Consider the following 21241-nt stretch of genomic DNA (forward strand, 5'->3'; position numbering starts at 1 on the left):
GGCCACCTCACGCGCGATCCGCGCCCCCGCCCGCGACAGCTCGAAGATCCGCCCCGCGATGTCGTACTCCCCCAGCGCCGACGAATTCGCCCCGAACGTGTTCGTCTCGACACAGTCCACACCCGCCGCGAAATACTCCTCGTGCACCGACCGCACGATGTCCGGCCGCGTCACATTCAGAACCTCGTTGCAGCCCTCGAGATTCTCGAAATCCTCCAGCGTCGGATCCTGCGCCTGCAACATGGTGCCCATCGCACCATCCGCCACCACCACCCGGGTGGCAAGCGCCTCACGCAACGCTCCGGCTCGGATCCTGCTGTCGGCGGAAGGGGTCGGCAACGAGGCCATGGATGTACTCCCTGGGATGCGACGGCTGTCGGCTTTGCGGCTTCGGTGGAAGGCGCACCAGGCCAGCCTAGCCCGGTGACGGCCGGGGCCGTCACTCCGTCCCACGGAGCGGACGGCATGCTGTGCGGGGCGATGTCCGGATCGGAGTGGCACCGCGGTTTTCCTCCGCGATCGAGCATGGGTCGACATCGGCCGATAGTGTTCAGCATTGTCGAACCGAGGTGGAGGAGTACGGCGCGATGGCCAAGAACATCCAGTCGCTGGAGCGGGCGGCGGCGATGCTGCGCCTGCTGGCAGGCGGCGAGCGTCGGCTGGGACTGTCCGACATCGCCTCTTCGCTGGGCCTGGCCAAGGGCACCGCGCACGGCATCCTGCGCACGCTCCAGCACGAGGGCTTCGTCGAGCAGGACGCCGCGTCCGGCCGCTACCAGCTGGGGGCCGAGCTGCTGCGGCTGGGCAACAGCTATCTGGACGTCCACGAGCTGCGGGCCCGCGCGCTCGTCTGGACGGACGACCTGGCCCGCTCCAGCGGCGAGAGCGCCCATCTGGGCGTGCTGCACCAGCAGGGCGTCCTCATCGTCCACCACGTCTTCCGCCCCGACGACAGCCGGCAGGTCCTGGAGGTCGGGGCCATGCAGCCGCTGCACTCCACGGCCCTGGGCAAGGTGCTCTCGGCCTACGACCCGGTGGCGCACACCGAGGCCCTGGAGGTCGAGCGCAAGTCCTTCACCCCGCACACCGTCACCGACACGGAGGAGTTCGAGGCGATGCTCGACCTGATCCGGGCCCGGGGCTGGGCGGCCGACGTGGAGGAGACCTGGGAGGGCGTGGCCGCGGTGGCCGCCCCGATCCACGACCGGCGGCGGATGCCGGTCGGCGCGGTGGCCGTGACCGGCGCGGTGGAACGGGTCTGCGCGAACGGGGAGCTGCGCCCCGAGCTGATCGCCGCGGTGCGCGACTGCGCCCGCGCGGTCTCCAGGGACCTGGGCGCCGGACGCTTCTGAGCCCGGCCGCGGCGCTTCACCCGGTAACGATCGAGTTATAGGCCACACAACTCTTGACGCCCGATTCACCTGGGGGAAGCATTGCCGTTCACCGGTCGGCATTGTCGAACAGCTAACGGAAATAAGCGTTATGGTGTGACAGCGCCAAGGGCCGGAAAACGCCCTCCCACGAGGGCGCGGACCACCGGAGGGACCCGGGGTTCGGCTTCCCTGGACGAAGGACAAAGGAGTCGCGGGTGTCCAGCTCCGACATCTTCATCGGCGAGACCATAGGTACCGCCGTACTCATCCTGCTCGGCGGCGGTGTCTGTGCCGCCGTCACTCTCAAGCACTCCAAGGCCCGGAACGCCGGCTGGCTGGCCATCACCTTCGGGTGGGGTTTCGCGGTGCTGACCGGCGCGTATCTGGCCGGCGGCGTCTCCGGCGCGCACCTCAACCCGGCGGTCACCCTCGGCCTCGCGATCAAGGGCGGCACCGAGTGGGGCGACGTGCCGCTGTACCTCGCCTCCCAGCTGCTCGGCGCGATGATCGGCGCGGTGCTGGTCTGGGCGACGTACTACGGGCAGTTCCGGGCGCACCTCACGGATCCGGAGATCGTGGGCGCCCGTACGGGTGAGGACGGCATGGTCGACAAGGCCGCCGCCCCGGCCGCGGGCCCGGTCCTGGGCATCTTCTCCACCGGTCCCGAGATCCGGAACGCCGCGCAGAACCTGGTCACCGAGATCATCGCCACCGTCGTGCTGGTCCTGGCGATCCTCACCCAGGGCCTCAACAATGACGGCAACGGCCTCGGCACGCTCGGCGCCCTGATCACCGCGCTGCTCGTCGTGGGCATCGGCCTCTCGCTCGGCGGCCCGACGGGGTACGCGATCAACCCGGTCCGCGACCTCGGTCCGCGTATCGTGCACGCGCTGCTGCCGCTGCCGAACAAGGGCGGTTCCGACTGGGGCTACGCCTGGGTACCGATCGTCGGACCGCTGATCGGCGGCGCGATCGCGGGCGGGCTCTACAACGTCGCCTTCGCCTGAGCCGCGGCGCCCAGAGCCGTCACCCCAAGACCACACAGACTTCCGGGAGCACACCGTGACCGACGCACACACCACCGGCCCGTTCATCGCGGCCATCGACCAGGGCACCACCTCCAGCCGCTGCATCGTCTTCGACAAGGACGGCCGGATCGTCTCCGTCGACCAGAAGGAGCACGAACAGATCTTCCCCAAGCCGGGCTGGGTCGAGCACGACGCGACCGAGATCTGGGAGAACGTCCAGGAGGTCGTGGCCGGCGCCATCGTCAAGGCGGGCATCACGGCCGCCGACGTGAAGGCGATCGGCATCACCAACCAGCGCGAGACCACGCTGCTCTGGGACAAGAACACCGGTGAGCCGGTCCACAACGCCCTCGTCTGGCAGGACACCCGGACCGACGCCCTCTGCAAGGAGCTCGGCCGCAACGTCGGCCAGGACCGGTTCCGCCGCGAGACCGGTCTGCCGCTCGCCTCGTACTTCGCCGGCCCGAAGGTCCGCTGGCTGCTCGACAACGTCGAGGGGCTGCGCGAGCGCGCCGAGCGCGGCGAGATCCTCTTCGGCACCATGGACTCCTGGGTCATCTGGAACCTGACCGGCGGCACCGACGGCGGCGTCCACGTCACCGACGTCACCAACGCCTCGCGCACGCTCCTGATGAACCTGCACGAGATGAAGTGGGACGAGCGGATCCTCCACTCGATGGACATCCCGGCCGCGGTGCTCCCCGAGATCCGCTCCTCCTCCGAGGTGTACGGGAACGCCAGGGGCGGCGTGCTCGACGGGGTCCCCGTGGCGTCCGCGCTCGGCGACCAGCAGGCGGCCCTCTTCGGCCAGACCTGCTTCTCCGAGGGCGAGGCCAAGTCCACGTACGGCACCGGCACCTTCATGCTGATGAACACCGGTGAGACGCCCGTCAACTCGTACAACGGGCTGCTGACGACCGTCGGGTACCGGATCGGCGACCAGAAGCCGGTCTACGCCCTGGAGGGCTCCATCGCCGTCACCGGTTCGCTGGTGCAGTGGATGCGCGACCAGATGGGGCTGATCAAGTCCGCGGCCGAGATCGAGACCCTGGCCTCCTCGGTCGAGGACAACGGCGGCGCGTACTTCGTGCCCGCCTTCTCCGGTCTGTTCGCCCCGTACTGGCGCTCCGACGCCCGCGGTGTCATCGCCGGTCTGACCAGGTACGTCACCAAGGCGCACATCGCCCGTGCCGTCCTGGAGGCCACCGCCTGGCAGACCCGCGAGATCACCGACGCCATGACCAAGGACTCCGGCGTCGAGCTGGCCGCCCTGAAGGTCGACGGCGGCATGACCTCCAACAACTTGCTGATGCAGACGCTCGCCGACTTCCTGGACGCACCCGTGGTGCGGCCCATGGTCGCCGAGACGACCTGCCTCGGCGCCGCCTACGCCGCCGGTCTCGCCGTCGGCTTCTGGCCGGACACCGACGCGCTGCGCGCCAACTGGCGCCGGGCCGCCGAGTGGACACCCCGCATGGACGCGGACACCCGCGACCGTGAGTACAAGAACTGGCTCAAGGCCGTCGAGCGGACCATGGGCTGGCTCGAAGACGAGGAGTAATCGACATGACCACCCTGCAGAGCGTCCCGTCCCTCGGGACACACCCGGCTTCCGGCTCCCTCCCGAGCCGCGCCGAGACCCGGGAGCAGCTGTCCAGGGCTGCGTACGACCTCCTGGTGATCGGTGGCGGCATCCTGGGCATCTCCACCGCCTGGCACGCCGCGCAGTCCGGGCTGCGGGTGGCCCTGGTGGACGCCGGCGACTTCGCCGGCGCCACCTCCTCCGCCTCCTCCAAGCTGCTCCACGGCGGTCTGCGCTACCTGCAGACCGGTGCCGTGAAGCTGGTGGCGGAGAACCACTTCGAGCGCCGTGCGGTGTCCCGCCAGGTGGCCCCGCACCTGGCCAATCCGCTCACCTTCTACCTGCCGGTGTACAAGGGCGGCCCGCACGGCGCGGCCAAGCTCGGCGCGGGCGTGTTCGCCTACTCGGCGCTCTCCGCGTTCGGCGACGGGGTCGGCCACGTGATCAGCCCGGCGCGGGCCCGGCGCGACGTGCCGGAACTGCGCACGGACAACCTGAGGGCCGTCGCGGTCTACGGCGACGACCAGATGAACGACGCCCGGATGGCGCTGATGACGGTGCGCGCGGCCGTCGACGCGGGCGCGGTCGTCCTCAACCACGCGGCGGTGACCGGGCTGCGGTTCACCAGGGGCCGGGTGACCGGCGCCGACCTGGAGGACCGCCTGGACGGCACGGAGTTCGGCGTCGACGCCCGTCTCGTGCTGAACGCCACCGGGCCGTGGGTCGACCACCTGCGGAAGATGGAGGACCCGGGCGCGGCACCCTCCATCCGCCTGTCCAAGGGCGCGCACCTCGTGCTGAGGCGCACCCGCCCCTGGAAGGCCGCGCTCGCCACCCCGATCGACAAGTACCGGATCACGTTCGCCCTGCCGTGGGAGGACATGCTGCTGCTCGGTACGACGGACGAGGTGTACGAGGGCGACCCCGCGGACCTCGCGGTCACCGAGAAGGACACCGCACAGATCCTGGACGAGGCGGCGTTCTCCATCCGGGACCAGCAGCTGTCGCGCGACCTGATCACGTACTCCTTCGCCGGTCTGCGGGTGCTGCCCGGCGGTCCCGGCGACACGTCCAAGGCCAAGCGCGAAACGGTCGTGACGGAGGGCCGAGGCGGGATGCTGTCGGTCGCGGGCGGCAAGTGGACGACGTTCCGCCACATCGGCCGTACGGTGATGAACAAGCTGGCCGCGCTCCCCGGCCGCCCGCTCGCGGAGGACATGGAGCCGATCGCGCACCTGCCGAAGAAGCTCCCGCTGCCGGGCATCGCCAACCCGAACGCGGTGGCGCACCGGCTGCTGATCGACGGCGGTACGCCGGGGCCGAGGATGGCGGCCGACACCGCGCGGCACCTGGCCACGCACTACGGCTCGCTCTCCTTCGACATCGCCCGGCTGGCCAACGAGAACCCGGCGCTGGCCGAGCGCATCCACCCGGACGCGCCGGAGATCTGGGCGCAGGTCGCCTACGCGCGCGACCACGAGTGGGCCGAGACGGCGGACGACGTGCTGCGCCGTCGGACGACGCTGACGATCCGGGGCCTGGCGACGGACGAGATCCGGGCCGGTGTCGAGACCATGCTCGGCGACCGGAGCTGACGGCACGGCACGGAACAGCACGGCGTACGGAGCGGACGGGGCGGCTCCCCATGACGGGGCCGCCCCGTCCGTGTGTCCGGCCGGGCACGGCTCCGGACAGAACGACCGCCCGTGTACGGACGGCCTCGGCGGTCCCGGCTCCTTCGCCCCTCCCGGCCCCCATAATGAAGAGATACATCGGATGTCTGATTCCCGTCCGGATCTCAGGAGGACCGTCATGGCTGTCACCGACGAGGCGATCGAGAAGATCAAGGGAATGATCGTCTCGGGTGCGCTGCGGCCCGGCGACCGGCTCCCCAAGGAGAGCGAGCTCGCGGCCGATCTCGGGCTCTCCCGCAACTCGCTCCGGGAGGCCGTGCGCGCGCTGTCGCTGATCCGCATCCTCGATGTGCGACAGGGCGACGGCACCTATGTGACCAGCCTCGATCCGCAGTTGCTGCTGGAGGCGCTGAGCTTCGTCGTGGACTTCCACCGCGACGACACGGTGCTCGAGTTCCTCGCCGTCCGCCGGATCCTGGAGCCGGCCGCGACGGCGATGGCGGCCACCCGGATCGACGATGCACGGCTGGACGCGCTCGGCGCGCAGCTGGACGCGCTGGGCGCGCAGCCCTCGGTGGAGGAACTGGTCGCCTGCGACCTGGAGTTCCACCGAGGGATCGTGCAGTCGTCCGGGAACTCGGTGCTCTGCTCGCTGCTCGACGGGCTGTCCGGGCCGACGACCCGGGCGCGGGTGTGGCGCGGTCTGACCCAGGAGGACGCGGTCAGCCGCACGCTGCACGAGCACCGGGCGATCCTGTCGGCCCTGCGGGACCGGGACGCGGAGGCCGCGCGGGCCTGGGCGACGGTGCACGTGGCGAGCGTGGAGCAGTGGCTGAGGTCGACGCTGTGACCCGGCACGGGAGGGGCACCCGGSCCGGGTGCCCCTCCCGTGCCGGCGGTCGGGTCAGCTTCCGGCCGGGCGCAGCCGCAGTCCCTGCATGCCGCCGTCGACGGCGAGCGCCGTGCCGGTGACCGAGGCGGCGGCGGGGCTCGCGAGGTACACGATCGCGGCGGCCACCTCGTCGGCGGAGACCAGTCGCCCCATCGGCTGACGGGCATCGAGCGCGGCCCGTTCGGCGGCCGGGTCCTCCGCGCTCCCGAGCAGCCGGCCGATCCACGGGGTGTCCGCGGTGCCCGGGTTGACGCAGTTGACCCGGATGCCCTCGCGGACGTGGTCGGCGGCCATCGCCAGGGTCAGCGAGAGGACCGCGCCCTTGCTCGCGCTGTACAGGGCGCGCTGCGGCAGCCCGGCGGTCGCCGCGATGGAGCAGGTCTGGGTGATCGACACGGCGCCGGGCCGGTCGGCCGCCGCGCGCCGCAGATGGGGCAGGGCGTGCCGGGCGGTGCGGACCATGCCGAGGACGTTGATGTCCAGGACCCGGCCCCACTCCTCGTCGTCGTTGTCCTCGACCGTGCCGATGGAGCCGATGCCCGCGTTGGACACGACGGTGTGCAGCGCGCCCAGTTCGGCCGCGGCCCGGTCGACCGCCGCGCGCACGGCGGCGTCGTCGGTGACGTCCGCCTCGACGGCCAGGGCCCCCGCGGGGGCGCCCGAGGTCTCCCGGTCGAGCACGGCCACCCGTGCGCCGCGTTCCAGCAGCATGGCCGTGACGGCGGCCCCGATGCCGGAGGCACCGCCCGTCACCAGTGCGCCCATTCCCTCGAAGTCACGTGTGCCGGTCATCGGTTGGCCTCCTCGGCGGTGCGGCGGGCCTGCCACACGGGGCCCTCCGGGTAGCGGTGTGCGGCGATCGACCCGGGAAGCATCCGGGCGGAGAAGCCCGGGGTCTCCGGGGCGACGTAGCGGCCGTTCTCGATCACGGTGGGGTCGGCGAAGTGTTCGTGGAGGTGGTCGACGTACTCGATCACGCGGTCGTCCCAACTGCCGGACACCGCGACGTAGTCGAACATCGACAGGTGCTGCACCAGCTCGCAGAGTCCGACGCCGCCCGCGTGCGGGCAGACCGGCACGCCGTACTTGGCGGCGAGCAGCAGGATCGCCAGGTTCTCGTTGACGCCCGCGACCCGGGCCGCGTCGATCTGGACGAAGTCGACCGCCCCGGCCTGCAGGAGCTGCTTGAACACGACCCGGTTGGCGACGTGTTCACCGGTGGCGACCTTCACCGGCTGCCCGGCCCGCACGGCGGCGTGGCCGAGGATGTCGTCGGGGCTGGTCGGTTCCTCGATCCAGTGCGGGTCGTACGGTGCGAGCGCGGTCATCCACTCGACCGCGTCGGAGACGTCCCAGCGCTGGTTGGCGTCGACGGCGATCCGGATGTCGGGGCCGACCGCCTCTCGGGCCAGGGCGAGTCTGCGGACGTCGTCGGGGAGACTGCCGCCGACCTTCAGCTTGATCTGGGTGAAGCCGTCGGCGACGGCCTCCTTGGCCAGGCCGACCAGCTTGTCGTCGGTGTAGCCCAGCCAGCCGGGCGAGGTGGTGTACGCCGGGTACCCCTCGGCGCGCAGCCGTTCGGCGCGCTCGGCCCGGCCCGGTTCGGCGGCCCGCAGGATCTCCAGTGCCTCGTCGGGGGTGAGGGCGTCGGTGAGGTGGCGGAAGTCCACGAGGGAGACGAGCTCCTCGGGCGTCATCCCGGCGAGGAACCGCCACACCGGTTGTCCCGCCAGCTTCGCCGCCAGGTCCCAGGCGGCGTTGACGACCGCGCCGGCCGCCATGTGCATCACGCCCTTCTCCGGTCCCAGCCATCGCAGTTGGGAGTCGTGCGTGAGTTCCCGGTGCAGCGCGGCGAGGTCGGCCGCGGTACGGGGGACCGGGCGCCCCACCACGTAGGGGCGCAGCGTCTCGATGGCGGCGGCCATCACCTCGTTGCCGCGCCCGATGGTGAAGCAGAAGCCATGTCCCTCGGCGCCGTCGCCCGGGCCGTCCGCACCGGCGGGGCCATCGGTGCGCAGCACGAGGTAGGCGGCCGAGTAGTCGGGATCCGGGTTCATGGCGTCCGAACCGTCCAGTTGTTCCGAGGTCGGAAAACGGATGTCGTGGACCACGAGATCCGTGACGGTCTGACTCATGTGCGCCCCCAGGGGAATAACATCGGACCTCTGTTCTGGTCATCCGATGTATAGCGCCAAGAAGGCTCCAACGTCCAGGCTTGACGGCAAATTCACTGGACACAGCTCGGATGTATTCGCAGGATGAAGCCTTGATCGGATCGGTGATCCACCGTCGGCGGGCCCAAGAGATCCGGCTGTGCGCGGGGACTGCGGCGGGAGGGGTCGGAAGCCGTAAGGTTGATGAGTACACAAGGGAACTTCGGAAGGAGGCCTGGGTGATCGAGCTCGAGGGGGTTCCCGAGCTGATCGACCCGGTCATGGTGGCCGCGTTCGAGGGATGGAACGACGCGGGTGACGCGGCCTCCACGGCGGTCGCGCACCTGGAGCGGGAGTGGAAGGGCGAGGTGTTCGCGGCGCTCGACGCCGAGGACTACTACGACTTCCAGGTCAACCGGCCGACGGTCTGGCTGGACGGCGGGGTGCGCAAGATCACCTGGCCGACCACCCGGCTGTCCGTGGTCCGCGTCGGCGGGGAGAAACCCCGCGACCTCGTCCTCGTCCGCGGCATCGAACCGTCCATGCGCTGGCGCTCGTTCTGCAATGAGATCCTCGGCTTCGCCCATGAACTGGGGGTGGAGATGGTGGTGGTCCTGGGCGCGCTGCTCGGGGACACCCCGCACACCCGCCCGGTACCGGTCAGCGGGGTCACCTCCGACCCGGACCTGGCGCGGACCATGGACCTGGAGGAGACCAGGTACGAGGGCCCGACCGGCATCGTCGGCATTCTCCAGGAGGCGTGCACCCACGCGGGCGTGCCCGCGGTGAGCCTGTGGGCGGCGGTGCCGCACTACGTGTCGCAGCCGCCCAACCCCAAGGCCACGCTCGCGCTGCTGAACCGCCTGGAGGATCTGCTCGGCCTGCGCATCCCGCTGGGCGAACTGCCCGAGGACGCGCGTGCCTGGCAGTTGGGCGTCGACCAACTGGCCGCCGAGGACAGCGAGGTCGCCGAGTACGTGCAGACGCTGGAGGAGGCCCGGGACACCGCGGAGCTGCCCGAGGCGAGCGGCGAGGCCATCGCCCGGGAGTTCGAACGCTATCTGCGCCGCAGGGACATCGGACCCGGCGGGCACGCGACGGAGAGCGGGGACGCCTCGTACCTGCGCGATCCGGCCGGCGGCCGTACCCGTCCGCCGAAGCCGGTGCGCCCCGAGGCGGGCGACGACACCGGTTCCCGTGCCCGGCCGACGGCCGGGGAGGGGAACGACGGCGCGAACGACGACGCCGAGGGCCCGCGGGATTCCGCGGAGGACACCCCGGAGCCCCCGGACGCCTCCGGCTCCCCGGACTCCCCCGATTCCCCGGACTCCTGACGCCGGGTAACCGGTGGGGCGCCGGACGGGATCATGTCCCGTCCGGCGCCCCCTCGTCGTCCGGCCCGGTCTGCGAATCGTCCGGTCAGGAACAGGTGAACCGCGCCGCGGCCCAGTCCCCGTGGTCACCGGTCTTGGAACCGTTGGTGTCCGTGACCCTCAGGCGCACATGGCGCGCCCCGTCGAGCCCCACGTCCACCGGTACGGTCGCCGAGGCCCCGGTCACCTTCGGCGAGGTCCACAGCACCTTGCCGTCCGCCTCGACCGAGAACGCCACCTCGCCGTAGCCGTTGATCTCGTCGTCGATGCCCACGTCCGCGGTGAACGCGGTGCAGCGCCCGCCGAGGTAGACCTCGATCTCGGAGTCGGCGTGGGTGCCGATCCCCTTCTCGTAGGTCTTGCCCGCGAGGGTCAGCGTCCTCCCGTCGGCCGCGCCCGACTCGCCGTTGCTGCGGTCCCGTTCGGCCGGTCCGTAGCCGTTGGCGGACTTCAGCCACACCAGATCGCTCGCCCATGCCTCACCGGTGGGCGGCGGCGGCATCACCGCGGCCGCGAACCGCTGCACGGCGGTGCGGGGCTCACCGGCCGACCGGTAGCGGGCGACCGCCGTGATCCCCGCCTCCCCCGCCGCGGCGTCCTTCGCCGGGGTGACCGAGAGCTCGACCCGCCGGGTGGTGCCCGCCGGGACGCGGTCCACGGTCGCGGGCCGGGCGACCCGCCAGCCCTCGGGGACGTCCAGGGTCACCTCGGCGTCCGTCACGTCCGCCGTGCCCGCGGTGACGTCCACGGCGACGGTGGACTCGGCGCCGGCCCCGACCTCCTGTCCGGCCGGTGCGGCGAGCGCGGCCGTCGCGGCGGCGTCCCGTCCGCCGACCGCGCTGGTGTCCTTCAGCCTCACGGCGAACTTCTTGCCGGTGGACAGCTTCCCGGTCTTGATCTTCACGACACCGCCGCGGTCGTCCCGGTCGTACCACCAGCCGCGCCCGGCCGCCCGGTAGGCGGCCCCGGAGTCCAGCCGGGGCAGTTTCCCGCGGAGCTGGACCGCGCCCGGCTCGGAGCCGGTGTGCACGCTGAACTCGTAGGGGCGGGCGGTCTGCTTGCCGCTGAACTCCCCCTCGCTCGCGCCGATCCGCACGGTGACGTCGCCCGCGCCCCGGACCGGTGCGTCGACCTCGGCGGCCTGCGTGGCGTACTCGCCGGCCCGGTGCTGCCGGGTGACGCCGTCGTCCTCGTACAGCGTGAAGGAGGACTTCCCCCGCGGGTAGACGTCCCAGGCGAGCGGGGAGTCCGCGGTGCGGTCCCGGTACGAGCGGATGCCCGGCCACATCGGCACGGCGGCACCGCCCCTGACGAACAGCGGCAGGGTGTCCAGCGGCGCGGCGTAGTCGTCCACGGTGGTCGGCCCCTCGTACGTGCGGCCGCTCCAGTAGTCGGTCCAGGTGCCCTTCGGCAGGTAGATCCCGTCGCGTTCGGCGCTGTCCCGGTAGACCGGTGCGACGAGGAAGTCCTCGCCGGACATGAACTCGTACTTCGCCGCGTCCGAGGCCGCCTTCGGGTCGTCGGGGAATTCGAGGACGAGCGGGCGGACCATGCCGACGCCGGTCTTCGTCGCCTCGTGCGCGTAGGAGTACTGGTAGGGCAGCAGCGACTCCTTGAGCTTGAGGTAGTCGCGGTTGATGGAGGTGTACGGCTCCCCGTACCGGAAGGGCTGCTTGTCGCTGGCCGCCCAGCCGTCCATCGTCATCGTGGTCCCCAGGAACATCTTCCACTGGAGGTCACGGGTGTACGTCTTGGCGCTGCCGCCGAAGATGCCGTCCACGTCGCCGGTGGTGTAGGCGAGACCGGACATGGTGGCGCCCGCGTAGGTCGGGATCTGCCAGCGGATGTAGTCCCAGGTGCCGTACTGGTCCCCGGACCACTGGACGCCGCAGCGCTGCGCGCCCGACCAGCTCTCGGGGGCGTAGGTGAAGCCGCGGGCGTCGCTGTTGTCCTCGATGCCCCTGTACGCGTCCTTGCAGCCGTCCAGGGCGAACTTGTAGCCCTCGCCGACCCAGGCGACGTCCAGCTTGGCGACCCGCTGGCCCGCCCTGACCTGGTCGGCGATCTTGTCGATGCCGTCCTCGGTCCACAGGCCGAGCTGCATGCCGCGCGCCCGGAGTCCTTCGGCGGTCTCGCCGAGGTCCTCGTAGCCGCAGCCGTAGCCGTCGTTGACGAGCATCCAGCCGTTGGGCATGTCGTTCTCGACATAGCCGTCGGCGACCTTCAGCGCGTCCAGGGTGCGGCGCTCGCCTCGGTTGGCGTTGTGCAGGTAGCAGTCGGCGTCGCCGATCTCCAGCCCGTACACGGGCGGCAGGAACGGTTTGCCGGTGAGCTTCGTGTACTGCCCGATGACGTCCTTGGCGCTGTCGCCCGCGAAGTAGTAGGCGTCGAAGCGCTTCTCCTGCGCGCTGGTGGTCACCGGGTCGGTGAAGGCGTAGGTGTTCGGCGCGTAGGTGTTGCGGAAGACGCCGTATCCGGCCGAGGAGAGGTAGAACGGCACCGAGTTGGGGTGGCCGCCGTCGTCCCAGTCGTAGTCGACGCCGACCTCGACGGTCTTGCCGCGGTGCGAGGTGTTGCCCCGGCCGTTCTGCATGCCGGCGCCGTAGAACTGCTCGTCCGCGCCCCGGTCGAGCGTCTGGACGGTCCGCTCGCCGTTCCAGCTCAGCCCCTTGGACTCGGACCACAGGCGGGTGCCGTCGGCGCGGTACAGCGCGAAGCGCAGGGGCGACTTGTAGGCGCGCAGGGTGACCTCGGCGGTGGAGAGCTCGTAGCGGTCGTCGCGCTCCTTCCAGCGGGTGCGGGGCGGGGTGCCCTGCGGCAGGACGATGTCGTCGCCGGTCGGGTCCGAGAAGGCCCCGTCCGGGGCGAGCTCGATGCGGAAGGTCTCGGCGGAGACGAAGCTGACGCGGGCCTCGGCGTCGCCGGCCTCCAGGCGGTAGGCGGCTCCGTCCGCGGAGAACCCGGTCAGGTCGCCGACCGTGGTGTCCGGTTCGGCTGCTCCCGCCTCCGGGGCACCGGGTCCCGTGAAGACGGCCACCAATCCCAGCAAGGCTGCAACTGCCGCCGTTCTGATGCGCGTTGATGATTGCATAGAGCGCTTTTAGCGCAGTAACGAGCACTTGACCATGGGCAAAACGGAACCGGCCCCGAACTTCGTCGAGAAGTCCGGGGCCGGTTCGGCCGAATCGTTTGGTGGGAACCTGCGCGGCGGCGCCGCGCGGGGTGTTACGACCGGGTCGTCACAGGGCGACGCCCAGCAGCGCGTCGACGGCCCGCGAGACGACGCCGGGGGCGCCCTCGTCGCTGCCGCCCTCCGCGGCCTGCCGCTCGGCCCAGCGGTCCACGGCGGCCAGGGCGGCCGGCGCGTCCAGGTCGTCGGCGAGGGCCTCGCGGATCTCCTCGACCAGGGCCTCGGCGGACGGTCCGTCGGGGCGGGAGACGGCGGAGCGCCACCGCGCGAGCCGTTCGACGGCGTCGGCGAGCACCTGGTCGGTCCACTCCCAGTCGGACCGGTAGTGGTGCGCGAGCAGCGCGAGGCGGATCGCCGCCGGGTCCACGCCGTCGTGGCGCAGCTTCGAGACGAAGACCAGGTTGCCCCGGGACTTGGACATCTTCTCGCCGTCCAGGGCGACCATGCCGGCGTGCACGTACGCCTGCGCGAAGGGGTGTTCGCCGGTCAGCACCTGGGCGTGCGAGGCGCCCATCTCGTGGTGCGGGAAGACGAGGTCGGACCCGCCGCCCTGGACGTCGAAGCCCATCCCGAGGTGGTCCAGCGCGATGGCGACGCACTCGATGTGCCAGCCGGGCCGTCCGGGGCCGAGCGAGGCGCCGTCCCAGCTCGGCTCGCCCTCGCGGGCGGCCATCCAGAGCATCGGGTCGAGCGGGTTCTTCTTGCCGGGGCGCTCCGGGTCGCCGCCGCGCTCCGCGGACAGCAGCCGCATCGCCTCGGCGTCGAGGTTGGAGACCTCGCCGAAGTGCGGGTCGGCCTCGACGGAGAAGTACACGTCGCCGTCGAGCTCGTAGGCGGCTCCCGCGTCCCGGAGCCGCTCGACGAGCGGAACGATGCCGGGTATCGACTCGACGGCGCCGATGTAGTGCTTCGGCGGGAGCATGCGCAGTGCGGTCATGTCCTCGCGGAACAGGGCCGTCTCGCGCTCCGCGAGCTCGGTCCAGTCCTGGCCGTCGCGCACGGCCCGTTCCAGGAGCGGATCGTCCACGTCGGTCACGTTCTGGACGTAGTGAACCTGCCGCTTGGTGTCGAGCCACACGCGCTGGACGAGGTCGAACGCGTTGTAGGTCGCCGCGTGACCCATGTGGGTCGCGTCGTACGGCGTGATGCCGCAGACGTAGATACGGGCGACGGGACCGGGGTCGAGGGTGATCCGTCCGCCGGTCGCGGTGTCGTGGATCCGAAGGTCGCGGCCCTTGCCGGGCAGGGCGGGGACCTCAGAAGCGGGCCAGGCATGCATGCAACGAGCGTAACCGGATGCACGTTCCGGATACGAACCGGATACCGGATCCTGGCCGAAGAGGCACTCTTGCGCGATGCGGCCCCGTCTGCTGCGGGGTACGCGCCGGGCTTCCGCCCCCGGTTCCTCCGGCCGGTTTCCTCACACCGGCGGCCAGGGGATCGACGGCCACTCGCCGCTCGGCTCCGGGTGCCGCCCCGACGCCCGCAGCCCCGCGACCCGTCCCCGCAGCGCCTCGATCTCGGCCTCGGTGATCAGCTCGGCCAGCCGGGTGACGAGCGGGGTTCCCGGCGCGAGCTCCGCCCCCAGCCGGTCGACGACCTCGACGGCCTCGGCCGTCAGCGGCTCGCCCGCCCAGCCCCAGAGCAGGGTGCGCAGCTTGTCGTCGGCGTTGAAGGTCACCCCGTGGTCGATGCCGTAGAGCCGGCCGCCGGGCGCGGGCAGCAGGTGGCCGCCCTTGCGGTCCCCGTTGTTGATGACGGCGTCGAGCACGGCCAGCCGCCGCAGCCGCGAGTCGTCCGCGTGGACCAGCAGGGCCGTCCTCCCCCCGCCGACCTCGGCGCGGACGACGGCCTTCCAGCCCTCGCCGGGCTCCTCGTCCTCGACCAGTGCGAGCAGCGGGGGTTCGCCCGCCGCCCCGTCCTCGTCGTCCTGCGGCACGGCGTCGATCCACAGCTGGCACATGCCCTCGCCGTACGGCCCGTCCCGCAGCACGGTGGGCGGTACGAGACCCCAGCCGGTCGCCTCGGAGAGCTCGTACGCGGCCACCTCGCGCCGGGCCAGCGTGCCGTCCGGGAAGTCCCACAGGGGCTGTTCACCGGCCACCGGCTTGTAGACGCAGGTCGCCTCCTCGCCGTCGCGCGCGACCGTGCAGTACAGCACCGCGTTGGAGGCGCCGCGGACCTGTCCGAGGACGGTGAGCTCGCCCTCGGCGAGCAGGGCGAGCCGGTCGGCGTCGGCGCGGGTTCCGGTGTCGGTGCCGACGCCGGTCAGGCTCCGCGACGGTATCCGTTCTGGCGCGGGCATACGTGTCCTTCCGGATCGAGCGGCAGGCTGCACAGCGGGCACGGCGGGCGCCCGGCGTTCACGACGTCCAGGGCGCGCTTGGCGAAGGCCCGGGCCTGTGCGCCGCTGAGACGGACCCGGAGCATCGGCGGGCCGTTCTCCTCGTCCTGCAGCAGCCGTTCCTCGGCCTCCGCGAGGTCCTCGTCGGAGTCCACGTCCAACTCGACCAGCGCCTGGGCCTCGACGATCATGCGCTGTTCCTCGCCGTCCCAGGCGAGGGCCATCGTGCCGACCCTGAACTCCTCCTCCACGGGCACGTCCAGGGGGGCCGTGTCGGTGACGTCCATGGGGGCCACGGCGGGCACCGGGGAGTTGCCGCCGGTCCGCCGCACCACCTCGTCGAGCAGCTCGTCGATCCGCTCGGCGAGCGCGGCGACCTGGGTCTTCTCCAGGGCCACGCTGGTGACACGTCCGCCTGAGGATGCCTGCAGGAAGAACGTACGGCGTCCAGGCAACCCGACCGTGCCGGCCACGAAACGGTCCGGGGGGTCGTAGAGGAACACCTGACGGGACACGTCCTGTCTCCCTTGAAGATCGAAGGTGGTTGGGGGCGACCGGGGCCGGGGGGACCCCCGGGAAACGGCGCCCACGGCGCGTCCACCCTACTGCGCGGAGCGATCACGGCGCCCCAGCGCCGCCACCGACCGCCGCGTCCGCGTCCGGGCGCCGGTCCGGGTCCGTCGCGTCGCCGCGTTCGCGCGGTGCCAGCGGGGCGAGGTCGCCGGTGTCGCCGAGCCGCAGCAGGAAGGGGCGCAGCCCGGTGTAGCGGATCGCGGTGACCGAGCAGGGGTCGGCGTGGATCCGCTGGAAGAGGTCGAGGTGCAGGCCGAGCGCGTCGGCGACGATCGCCTTGATGATGTCGCCGTGCGAGCACATCACGTAGGCGGCGTCCTCGCCGTGCCCGGCCGCGATCCGGGCGTTCCAGTCCCGGACGGCGTCGACCGCGCGCGCCTGCATGGCGCGCATGGACTCGCCGCCGGGGAAGACCGCGGCGGAGGGGTGCTGCTGCACGACGTTCATCAGCGGTTCGTCGGCGAGTTCGACGAGCTTGCGCCCCGACCAGTCGCCGTAGTCGCACTCGTTGATCCGCTCCTCCGTGTGCGGCTCCAGCTCGGGGCGGGCGTCGAGCAGCGGCCGCAGGGTCTCCCGGCACCGTTGCAGGGGGCTGCTGACGGCGGCGGCCAGGGGCAGCGCGGCCAGCCGTCCGGGCAGCGCCGCGGCCTGCGCGGCCCCGCGCTCGTCGAGCCCGACACCGGGGGTGCGGCCGGCGAGCACCCCGGCCGTGTTGGCGGTGGAACGTCCGTGGCGTACGAGGATCAGGGTGGGCATACGGGCCAGCGTAGGCCGCCGACGCCGACGGGGTGCGCCGGGGAGCCGGGCAGGGAAGAATGCCCGCCGTGATCGTGGACTGTGCCATCTACCGGGACGGGCGTCGTACGGACGGCCCCGCCGACCTCTCCGACGCCCTCGCCCAGGCGCGGGCCGACGGGGACGCGTTCCTCTGGATCGGGCTGCACGAACCCACGGAGAAGGAGTTCGACCTCGTCAGCAGCGAGTTCGGGCTGCACCCGCTGGCGGTGGAGGACGCCCTGAGCGCGCACCAGCGTCCCAAGCTGGAGGTGTACGACGACTCGCTCTTCGCGGTCATCAAACCGGTGGTGTACGACCATCGGGACGACACGGTCACCACCGGCGAGCTGATGGCCTTCATAGGCGACTCGTTCGTCGTGACGGTCCGGCACGGGGAGGGCTCGCCGCTCGCCGCGGTACGGCGCCGGCTGGAGGCCGAGCCGGAGGTGCTCAAGCACGGGCCGACCGCGGTGCTGTACGCGGTCAGCGACGCGGTCGTCGACCACTACATCGAGGTGGCGGGCGAGCTCCAGGTGGACCTGGAGGAGCTGGAGACGAAGGTGTTCGCCCCGGCCGGCGGGGGCGGCGACAAGAACACCGCGTCGCGCATCTACACCTTCAAGCGGCAGATCCTGGAGTTCCGCCGGGCCGCGGGGCCGCTCGGCGCCCCCATGGCCCGGCTGGCGAGCGCGGAGGTGCCGTTCGTCCACGAGCACTCGCAGCCGTTCTTCCGGGACGTGAACGACCACCTGACGCGCGCGAACGAGTACGTGGAGGGGCTGGACCGGCTGCTCTCCGACATCCTCTCGGCCCATCTGGCCCAGGTGGGGGTGCGGCAGAACGACGACATGCGCAAGATCTCGGCCTGGGCGGCGATGGCCGCCGTGCCGACCATGGTGGCGGGGATCTACGGCATGAACTTCGAGCACATGCCGGAGCTCGACTGGGTGTGGGCGTACCCGGCGGTCATCGTGCTGATGGCCTCCGTGGTCCTCGCCCTGTACCAGCTGTTCAAGCGGCGCGGCTGGCTCTGACGGTCCGGGCGGCGCGGCCCGGGCGGTCCGGGAGCGGCCCGGCGCCCCGCCCGGGTCAGGCGAACTCCGGCGCCGGTGTGGCGGGGCCGCCCAGGGCGTCGCGCCGCTCGGGCTGCTCCAGGCTCACCATGCGCCGCCAGCCCACGAGCCGTTCGTACGCGTGGACGCCGTGGATGCCCGCGGCCAGCACCGCCGCCCTGGCCCGGGACCAGCCCAGGACGCGGCCCATGTGCGCCATCACGGCGAGGCTGACGTCGCGGTACACCCGGATCTCGGCGAGCGCGCACTCGCGCAGGGTGCGCTGGATCGTGCGGCCGTGCCCGGCGCGGGCGAGGCGGAGCAGTTCCTCGTGGCAGTACGCGAGGTGGTTGTCCTCGTCGTTGGAGATCATCTTCACGGCACGGCCGAGGTCGGGGTGGTCCGCGAAGTGCTTGCGCAGCAGCCGCATCTGTTCGGAGGCGCGCTGCTCGGTGACCCGGCTGTGGGCGAGGTAGGTGATGATGTCGCTCTCCAGGAGCGGTTCGTCCAGCCGCAGCCGCTCGTGGCCGAGGCCGATGCCCTGTCGCTCCAGCAGCATCGTGTAGTCGGTCTCGCGCGGCACCTCCACCGGCCGCAGACCGCGCTTCCTCAGCAGCGCGCCGAAGATCCTGCCGTGCTTGTCCTCGTCGGCGCCGTGCCGTGCGATCTTGGGGGCCAGGGCCCGCTGGCTCTCGGGCACCAGGGCCGCGATGCGGCCGTTCTCCCAGCCGCCCTGGGACTCCCCGCCGGCCGCGATGGAACAGAACAGCCGGAATGCCTCGTCGTCGTCGAGGATCTCCTGGAACAGGCTCTTCGCCGAGAGCATCACTGCCACCTCCGTACCGGCATCCACCGAGCGACAGTCAAATGCGGCACGCCCGCCCGGGCAACAGGAGGCGGGTCCCGGCTACGCCGGACGGGGCGGCGCGGCGGTCGCCCGGCGCGCGGCGGCACCGCGCACGCCCTGCCGCGTAACCGTCCGCCCCCTGGCGCGTTGATATGTACAACGGCCGTGGCGGGGAGGCCCCGAGCCCCCGCCACGGCCTGCCCCCCGAAGGGGGGCGGTGTGTCACGCGAGTCCGGCGCGCTCCAGCGCGTCCGTGCCGGCCCGCAGGGCCGTGATCCGCTCGTCGAGCGTGAAGCCGGCCGGGGCCAGGGTCAGGGTCGTGACGCCCGCCTCGGCGTACGCCTGCATCCGCTCGGCGATCCGCTCGACGGGACCGAGCAGCGCGGTCTGGTCGATGAGCTGGTGCGGCACGGCGGCCGCGGCACCGTTCTTGTCGCCGGACAGGTACTTGTCCTGGATCTCGGCGGCTTCCTTCTCGTAGCCCATGCGCTGCGCGAGCTGGTTGTAGAAGTTCTGCTTGCGGCTTCCCATGCCGCCCACGTACAGGGCCGTGTACGGGCGGAACACGTCGGCGAGGCCGTTGACGTCGTCGCCGACGGCGAGCGGCAGGGTGGGGCACACGTCGAAGCCGTCCATGGTCAGACCGGCCTTCTCGCGGCCCGCCCGCAGGTACTTCAGGGTGGTGTCCTCCAGGTGCTCCGCGGAGGGGAAGATCAGCAGCGCGCCGTCGGCGATCTCGCCGGTCTGCTCCAGGTTCTTCGGGCCGATCGCCGCGATGTAGAGCGGGATGTGCTCGCGCTGCGGGTGGACGGTCAGCTTGAGGGGCTTGCCCGGGCCGTCCGGCAGCGGCAGCGTCCAGTGCTGTCCCTGGTACGAGAGCCGCTCGCGGGACATCGCCCTGCGGACGATCTCGACGTACTCGCGGGTGCGGGCCAGCGGCTTGTCGAACTTGACGCCGTACCAGCCCTCGGAGACCTGCGGCCCCGACACGCCGAGGCCGAGCCGGAACCGGCCGCCGGAGAGCGAGTCGAGGGTGGCGGCGGTCATCGCCGTCATGGCGGGCTGCCGGGCCGGGATCTGCATGATCGCGGAGCCGACGTCGATGGACTCGGTCCGGGCCGCGACCCAGGAGAGCACGGTCGGGGCGTCGGAGCCGTACGCCTCGGCCGCCCAGCAGACGTCGTACCCGAGCCGGTCGGCCTCCTGGGCGACGGCCAGATTGTCGCCGTCCATTCCCGCGCCCCAGTAACCGAGATTGATGCCGAGCCGCATAACCGCTCCCTTACCGATCAGTAACGTCCCTGGACCCCGGACTCTAGCGCGCGGTACCGGGTTCCGTCAGGGGCGACTTCGGGGCGCGGCCGTCCACAGGCCTCCACCGAGTGGGGCTCTGGCCAGTAATCTCAGCGCCCATGGAGCAGAGGCATCTCGGCCGGACCGGCCTTCGAGTGTCCCGGATCGGGCTCGGCACCCTCACCTGGGGCCGGGACACCGACGAGCACGACGCCGCCGAACAGCTCAAGGCCTTCTGGGAAGCGGGCGGCACGCTGGTCGACACGGCCGATGTCTACGGCGGCGGGGAGGCCGAGTACCTGCTCGGGCGGCTCGTCGCGGGCCTGGTGCCGCGGGAGGACCTGGTCATCGCGACGAAGGCGGGCAGCGTGGCCGACCCGTACCGCAGGTTCGACGGGTCGCGCGGGCATCTGCTGGCCGCGCTGGACGCCTCCCTGGAACGGCTCGGCACCGATCACGTGGATCTCTGGCAGCTGCACGCCTTCGACCCGGGGACCCCTCTGGAGGAGACCCTCCAGGCGGTGGACCTGGCCGTCTCCACGGGGCGCGCCCGGTACGCGGGGGTGTCGAACTTCTGCGGCTGGCAGCTGGCGAAGGCGGCCACCTGGCAGCTCGCCGCGCCCGGGGCGCGCACCCGGCTGGCAAGCACACAGATGGAGTACTCGTTGCTGCAACGGGGGGTGGAGCGCGAGGTGCTGCCGGCCGCCCTCGATCTCGGCATCGGGCTGCTGCCGTCCTCGCCGCTGGGCCGCGGGGTGCTGACCGGGAAGTACCGGACGGGCACCCCGTCGGACTCCCGCGGCGCCTCGGAGCTGCTGGCCCCGTTCGTCGAGCCGTACCTGGACACGGCGGCGGGCCACATCGTGGAGGCGGTGGCCACGGCCGCGGACGGTCTGGCCACGACGCCGCTCCAGGTGGCGCTCGCCTGGGTGCGCGACCGGCCCGGTGTGGTGGCCCCGATCATCGGCGCGCGCAACGCGCAGCAGCTCACGGAGGCGTTGTCAGTGGAGGCGCTTAGTCTTCCTGACGAGATCTGCCAGGCGCTCGACGACGTGTCGGTGCCCGTGCACCGCTATCCCGACCAGGACTGGAGCACGCTGTGACTGCGCTTCCCCGGGGGGAGACCCCCG

The 21241-nt window shown here is 71.9% G+C and carries 18 protein-coding genes; 8 read left to right on the plus strand and 10 right to left on the minus strand.

What is annotated here, in order from left to right; translation table 11 throughout:
• The coding region (locus tag EAO76_RS04815; protein ID WP_148835571.1) for a homocysteine S-methyltransferase family protein at positions 1-348 on the minus strand (348 nt) is incomplete at its 3' end.
• A 239-nt stretch (positions 349-587) separates the two neighbouring features.
• Here EAO76_RS04815 and EAO76_RS04820 point away from each other — a divergent pair.
• The 5 genes from EAO76_RS04820 to EAO76_RS04840 all read left to right on the plus strand — a co-directional run bounded on the left by EAO76_RS04820 (position 588) and on the right by EAO76_RS04840 (position 6467).
• Positions 588-1352 carry an IclR family transcriptional regulator gene (locus tag EAO76_RS04820; RefSeq protein WP_148833662.1) on the plus strand — a complete coding sequence of 255 codons (765 nt, stop codon included), beginning with the start codon at positions 588-590 and terminating at the stop codon, positions 1350-1352.
• A gap of 236 nt (positions 1353-1588) precedes the next feature.
• Complete coding sequence (locus EAO76_RS04825; protein ID WP_148833664.1) at positions 1589-2380, plus strand: MIP/aquaporin family protein; 792 nt, start codon at positions 1589-1591, stop codon at positions 2378-2380.
• A 55-nt stretch (positions 2381-2435) separates the two neighbouring features.
• Positions 2436-3962: a glycerol kinase GlpK gene (glpK, locus tag EAO76_RS04830; RefSeq protein WP_148833666.1), complete on the plus strand. Its 1527-nt coding sequence runs from the start codon at positions 2436-2438 to the stop codon at positions 3960-3962.
• A gap of 5 nt (positions 3963-3967) precedes the next feature.
• Positions 3968-5578: a glycerol-3-phosphate dehydrogenase/oxidase gene (locus EAO76_RS04835; protein WP_148833668.1), complete on the plus strand. Its 1611-nt coding sequence runs from the start codon at positions 3968-3970 to the stop codon at positions 5576-5578.
• A 217-nt stretch (positions 5579-5795) separates the two neighbouring features.
• Positions 5796-6467 (plus strand): FadR/GntR family transcriptional regulator, encoded by a 672-nt coding sequence (locus EAO76_RS04840; protein ID WP_148833670.1) that lies wholly within the window; start codon positions 5796-5798, stop codon positions 6465-6467.
• A 54-nt stretch (positions 6468-6521) separates the two neighbouring features.
• Here the strand turns inward: EAO76_RS04840 and EAO76_RS04845 are convergent, their stop codons facing one another.
• Positions 6522-7301, minus strand: coding sequence for an SDR family NAD(P)-dependent oxidoreductase (locus EAO76_RS04845; protein ID WP_148833672.1), 780 nt, complete (start codon positions 7299-7301; stop codon positions 6522-6524).
• On the minus strand, positions 7298-8644 hold the full coding sequence (locus EAO76_RS04850; protein ID WP_148833674.1) for an L-fuconate dehydratase: 1347 nt from the start codon (positions 8642-8644) through the stop codon (positions 7298-7300). Before EAO76_RS04850 ends, EAO76_RS04845 begins: the two co-directional genes overlap by 4 nt.
• A gap of 257 nt (positions 8645-8901) precedes the next feature.
• Here EAO76_RS04850 and EAO76_RS04855 point away from each other — a divergent pair, with 257 nt between their 5' ends.
• The gene (locus tag EAO76_RS04855; RefSeq protein ID WP_148833676.1) at positions 8902-9996 is read left to right on the plus strand and encodes a PAC2 family protein; all 1095 of its coding nucleotides are present in this window, start codon (positions 8902-8904) and stop codon (positions 9994-9996) included.
• 85 nt (positions 9997-10081) lie between these two features.
• Here EAO76_RS04855 and EAO76_RS04860 read toward each other — a convergent pair whose 3' ends face one another.
• The 5 genes from EAO76_RS04860 to EAO76_RS04880 form a co-directional block, all read right to left on the minus strand.
• On the minus strand, positions 10082-13126 hold the full coding sequence (locus tag EAO76_RS04860) for an NPCBM/NEW2 domain-containing protein (RefSeq protein WP_148833677.1): 3045 nt from the start codon (positions 13124-13126) through the stop codon (positions 10082-10084).
• 148 nt (positions 13127-13274) lie between these two features.
• Positions 13275-14504, minus strand: a complete 1230-nt coding sequence (mshC, locus tag EAO76_RS04865; protein WP_148833679.1) for a cysteine--1-D-myo-inosityl 2-amino-2-deoxy-alpha-D-glucopyranoside ligase — start codon at positions 14502-14504, stop codon at positions 13275-13277.
• 141 nt (positions 14505-14645) lie between these two features.
• On the minus strand, positions 14646-15530 hold the full coding sequence (locus tag EAO76_RS04870; protein ID WP_148833680.1) for an SCO1664 family protein: 885 nt from the start codon (positions 15528-15530) through the stop codon (positions 14646-14648).
• Positions 15494-16084, minus strand: coding sequence for a DUF3090 domain-containing protein (locus EAO76_RS04875; RefSeq protein WP_072484378.1), 591 nt, complete (start codon positions 16082-16084; stop codon positions 15494-15496). Before EAO76_RS04875 ends, EAO76_RS04870 begins: the two co-directional genes overlap by 37 nt.
• Before the next feature lie 103 nt (positions 16085-16187).
• Positions 16188-16898, minus strand: a complete 711-nt coding sequence (locus EAO76_RS04880; RefSeq protein WP_148833682.1) for a histidine phosphatase family protein — start codon at positions 16896-16898, stop codon at positions 16188-16190.
• Positions 16899-16957: 59 nt separating this feature from the next.
• On the opposite strand from EAO76_RS04880, the gene corA reads away from it, so the two are divergent.
• Complete coding sequence (corA, locus tag EAO76_RS04885; protein ID WP_148833684.1) at positions 16958-17953, plus strand: magnesium/cobalt transporter CorA; 996 nt, start codon at positions 16958-16960, stop codon at positions 17951-17953.
• A gap of 55 nt (positions 17954-18008) precedes the next feature.
• On the opposite strand, the gene EAO76_RS04890 is transcribed toward corA, so the two are convergent.
• Together EAO76_RS04890 and EAO76_RS04895 are read right to left on the minus strand one after the other, a co-directional pair.
• Positions 18009-18797, minus strand: coding sequence for a ferritin-like domain-containing protein (locus EAO76_RS04890; RefSeq protein ID WP_148835572.1), 789 nt, complete (start codon positions 18795-18797; stop codon positions 18009-18011).
• Positions 18798-19040: 243 nt separating this feature from the next.
• Positions 19041-20090 carry an LLM class F420-dependent oxidoreductase gene (locus tag EAO76_RS04895; RefSeq protein WP_148833686.1) on the minus strand — a complete coding sequence of 350 codons (1050 nt, stop codon included), beginning with the start codon at positions 20088-20090 and terminating at the stop codon, positions 19041-19043.
• Positions 20091-20230: 140 nt separating this feature from the next.
• On the opposite strand from EAO76_RS04895, the gene EAO76_RS04900 reads away from it, so the two are divergent.
• The gene (locus EAO76_RS04900; RefSeq protein ID WP_148833689.1) at positions 20231-21214 is read left to right on the plus strand and encodes an aldo/keto reductase; all 984 of its coding nucleotides are present in this window, start codon (positions 20231-20233) and stop codon (positions 21212-21214) included.
• Positions 21215-21241: the final 27 nt, after the last annotated feature.

It is taken from the genome of Streptomyces sp. sk2.1, assembly GCF_008120935.1.
GTDB lineage: Bacteria > Actinomycetota > Actinomycetes > Streptomycetales > Streptomycetaceae > Streptomyces.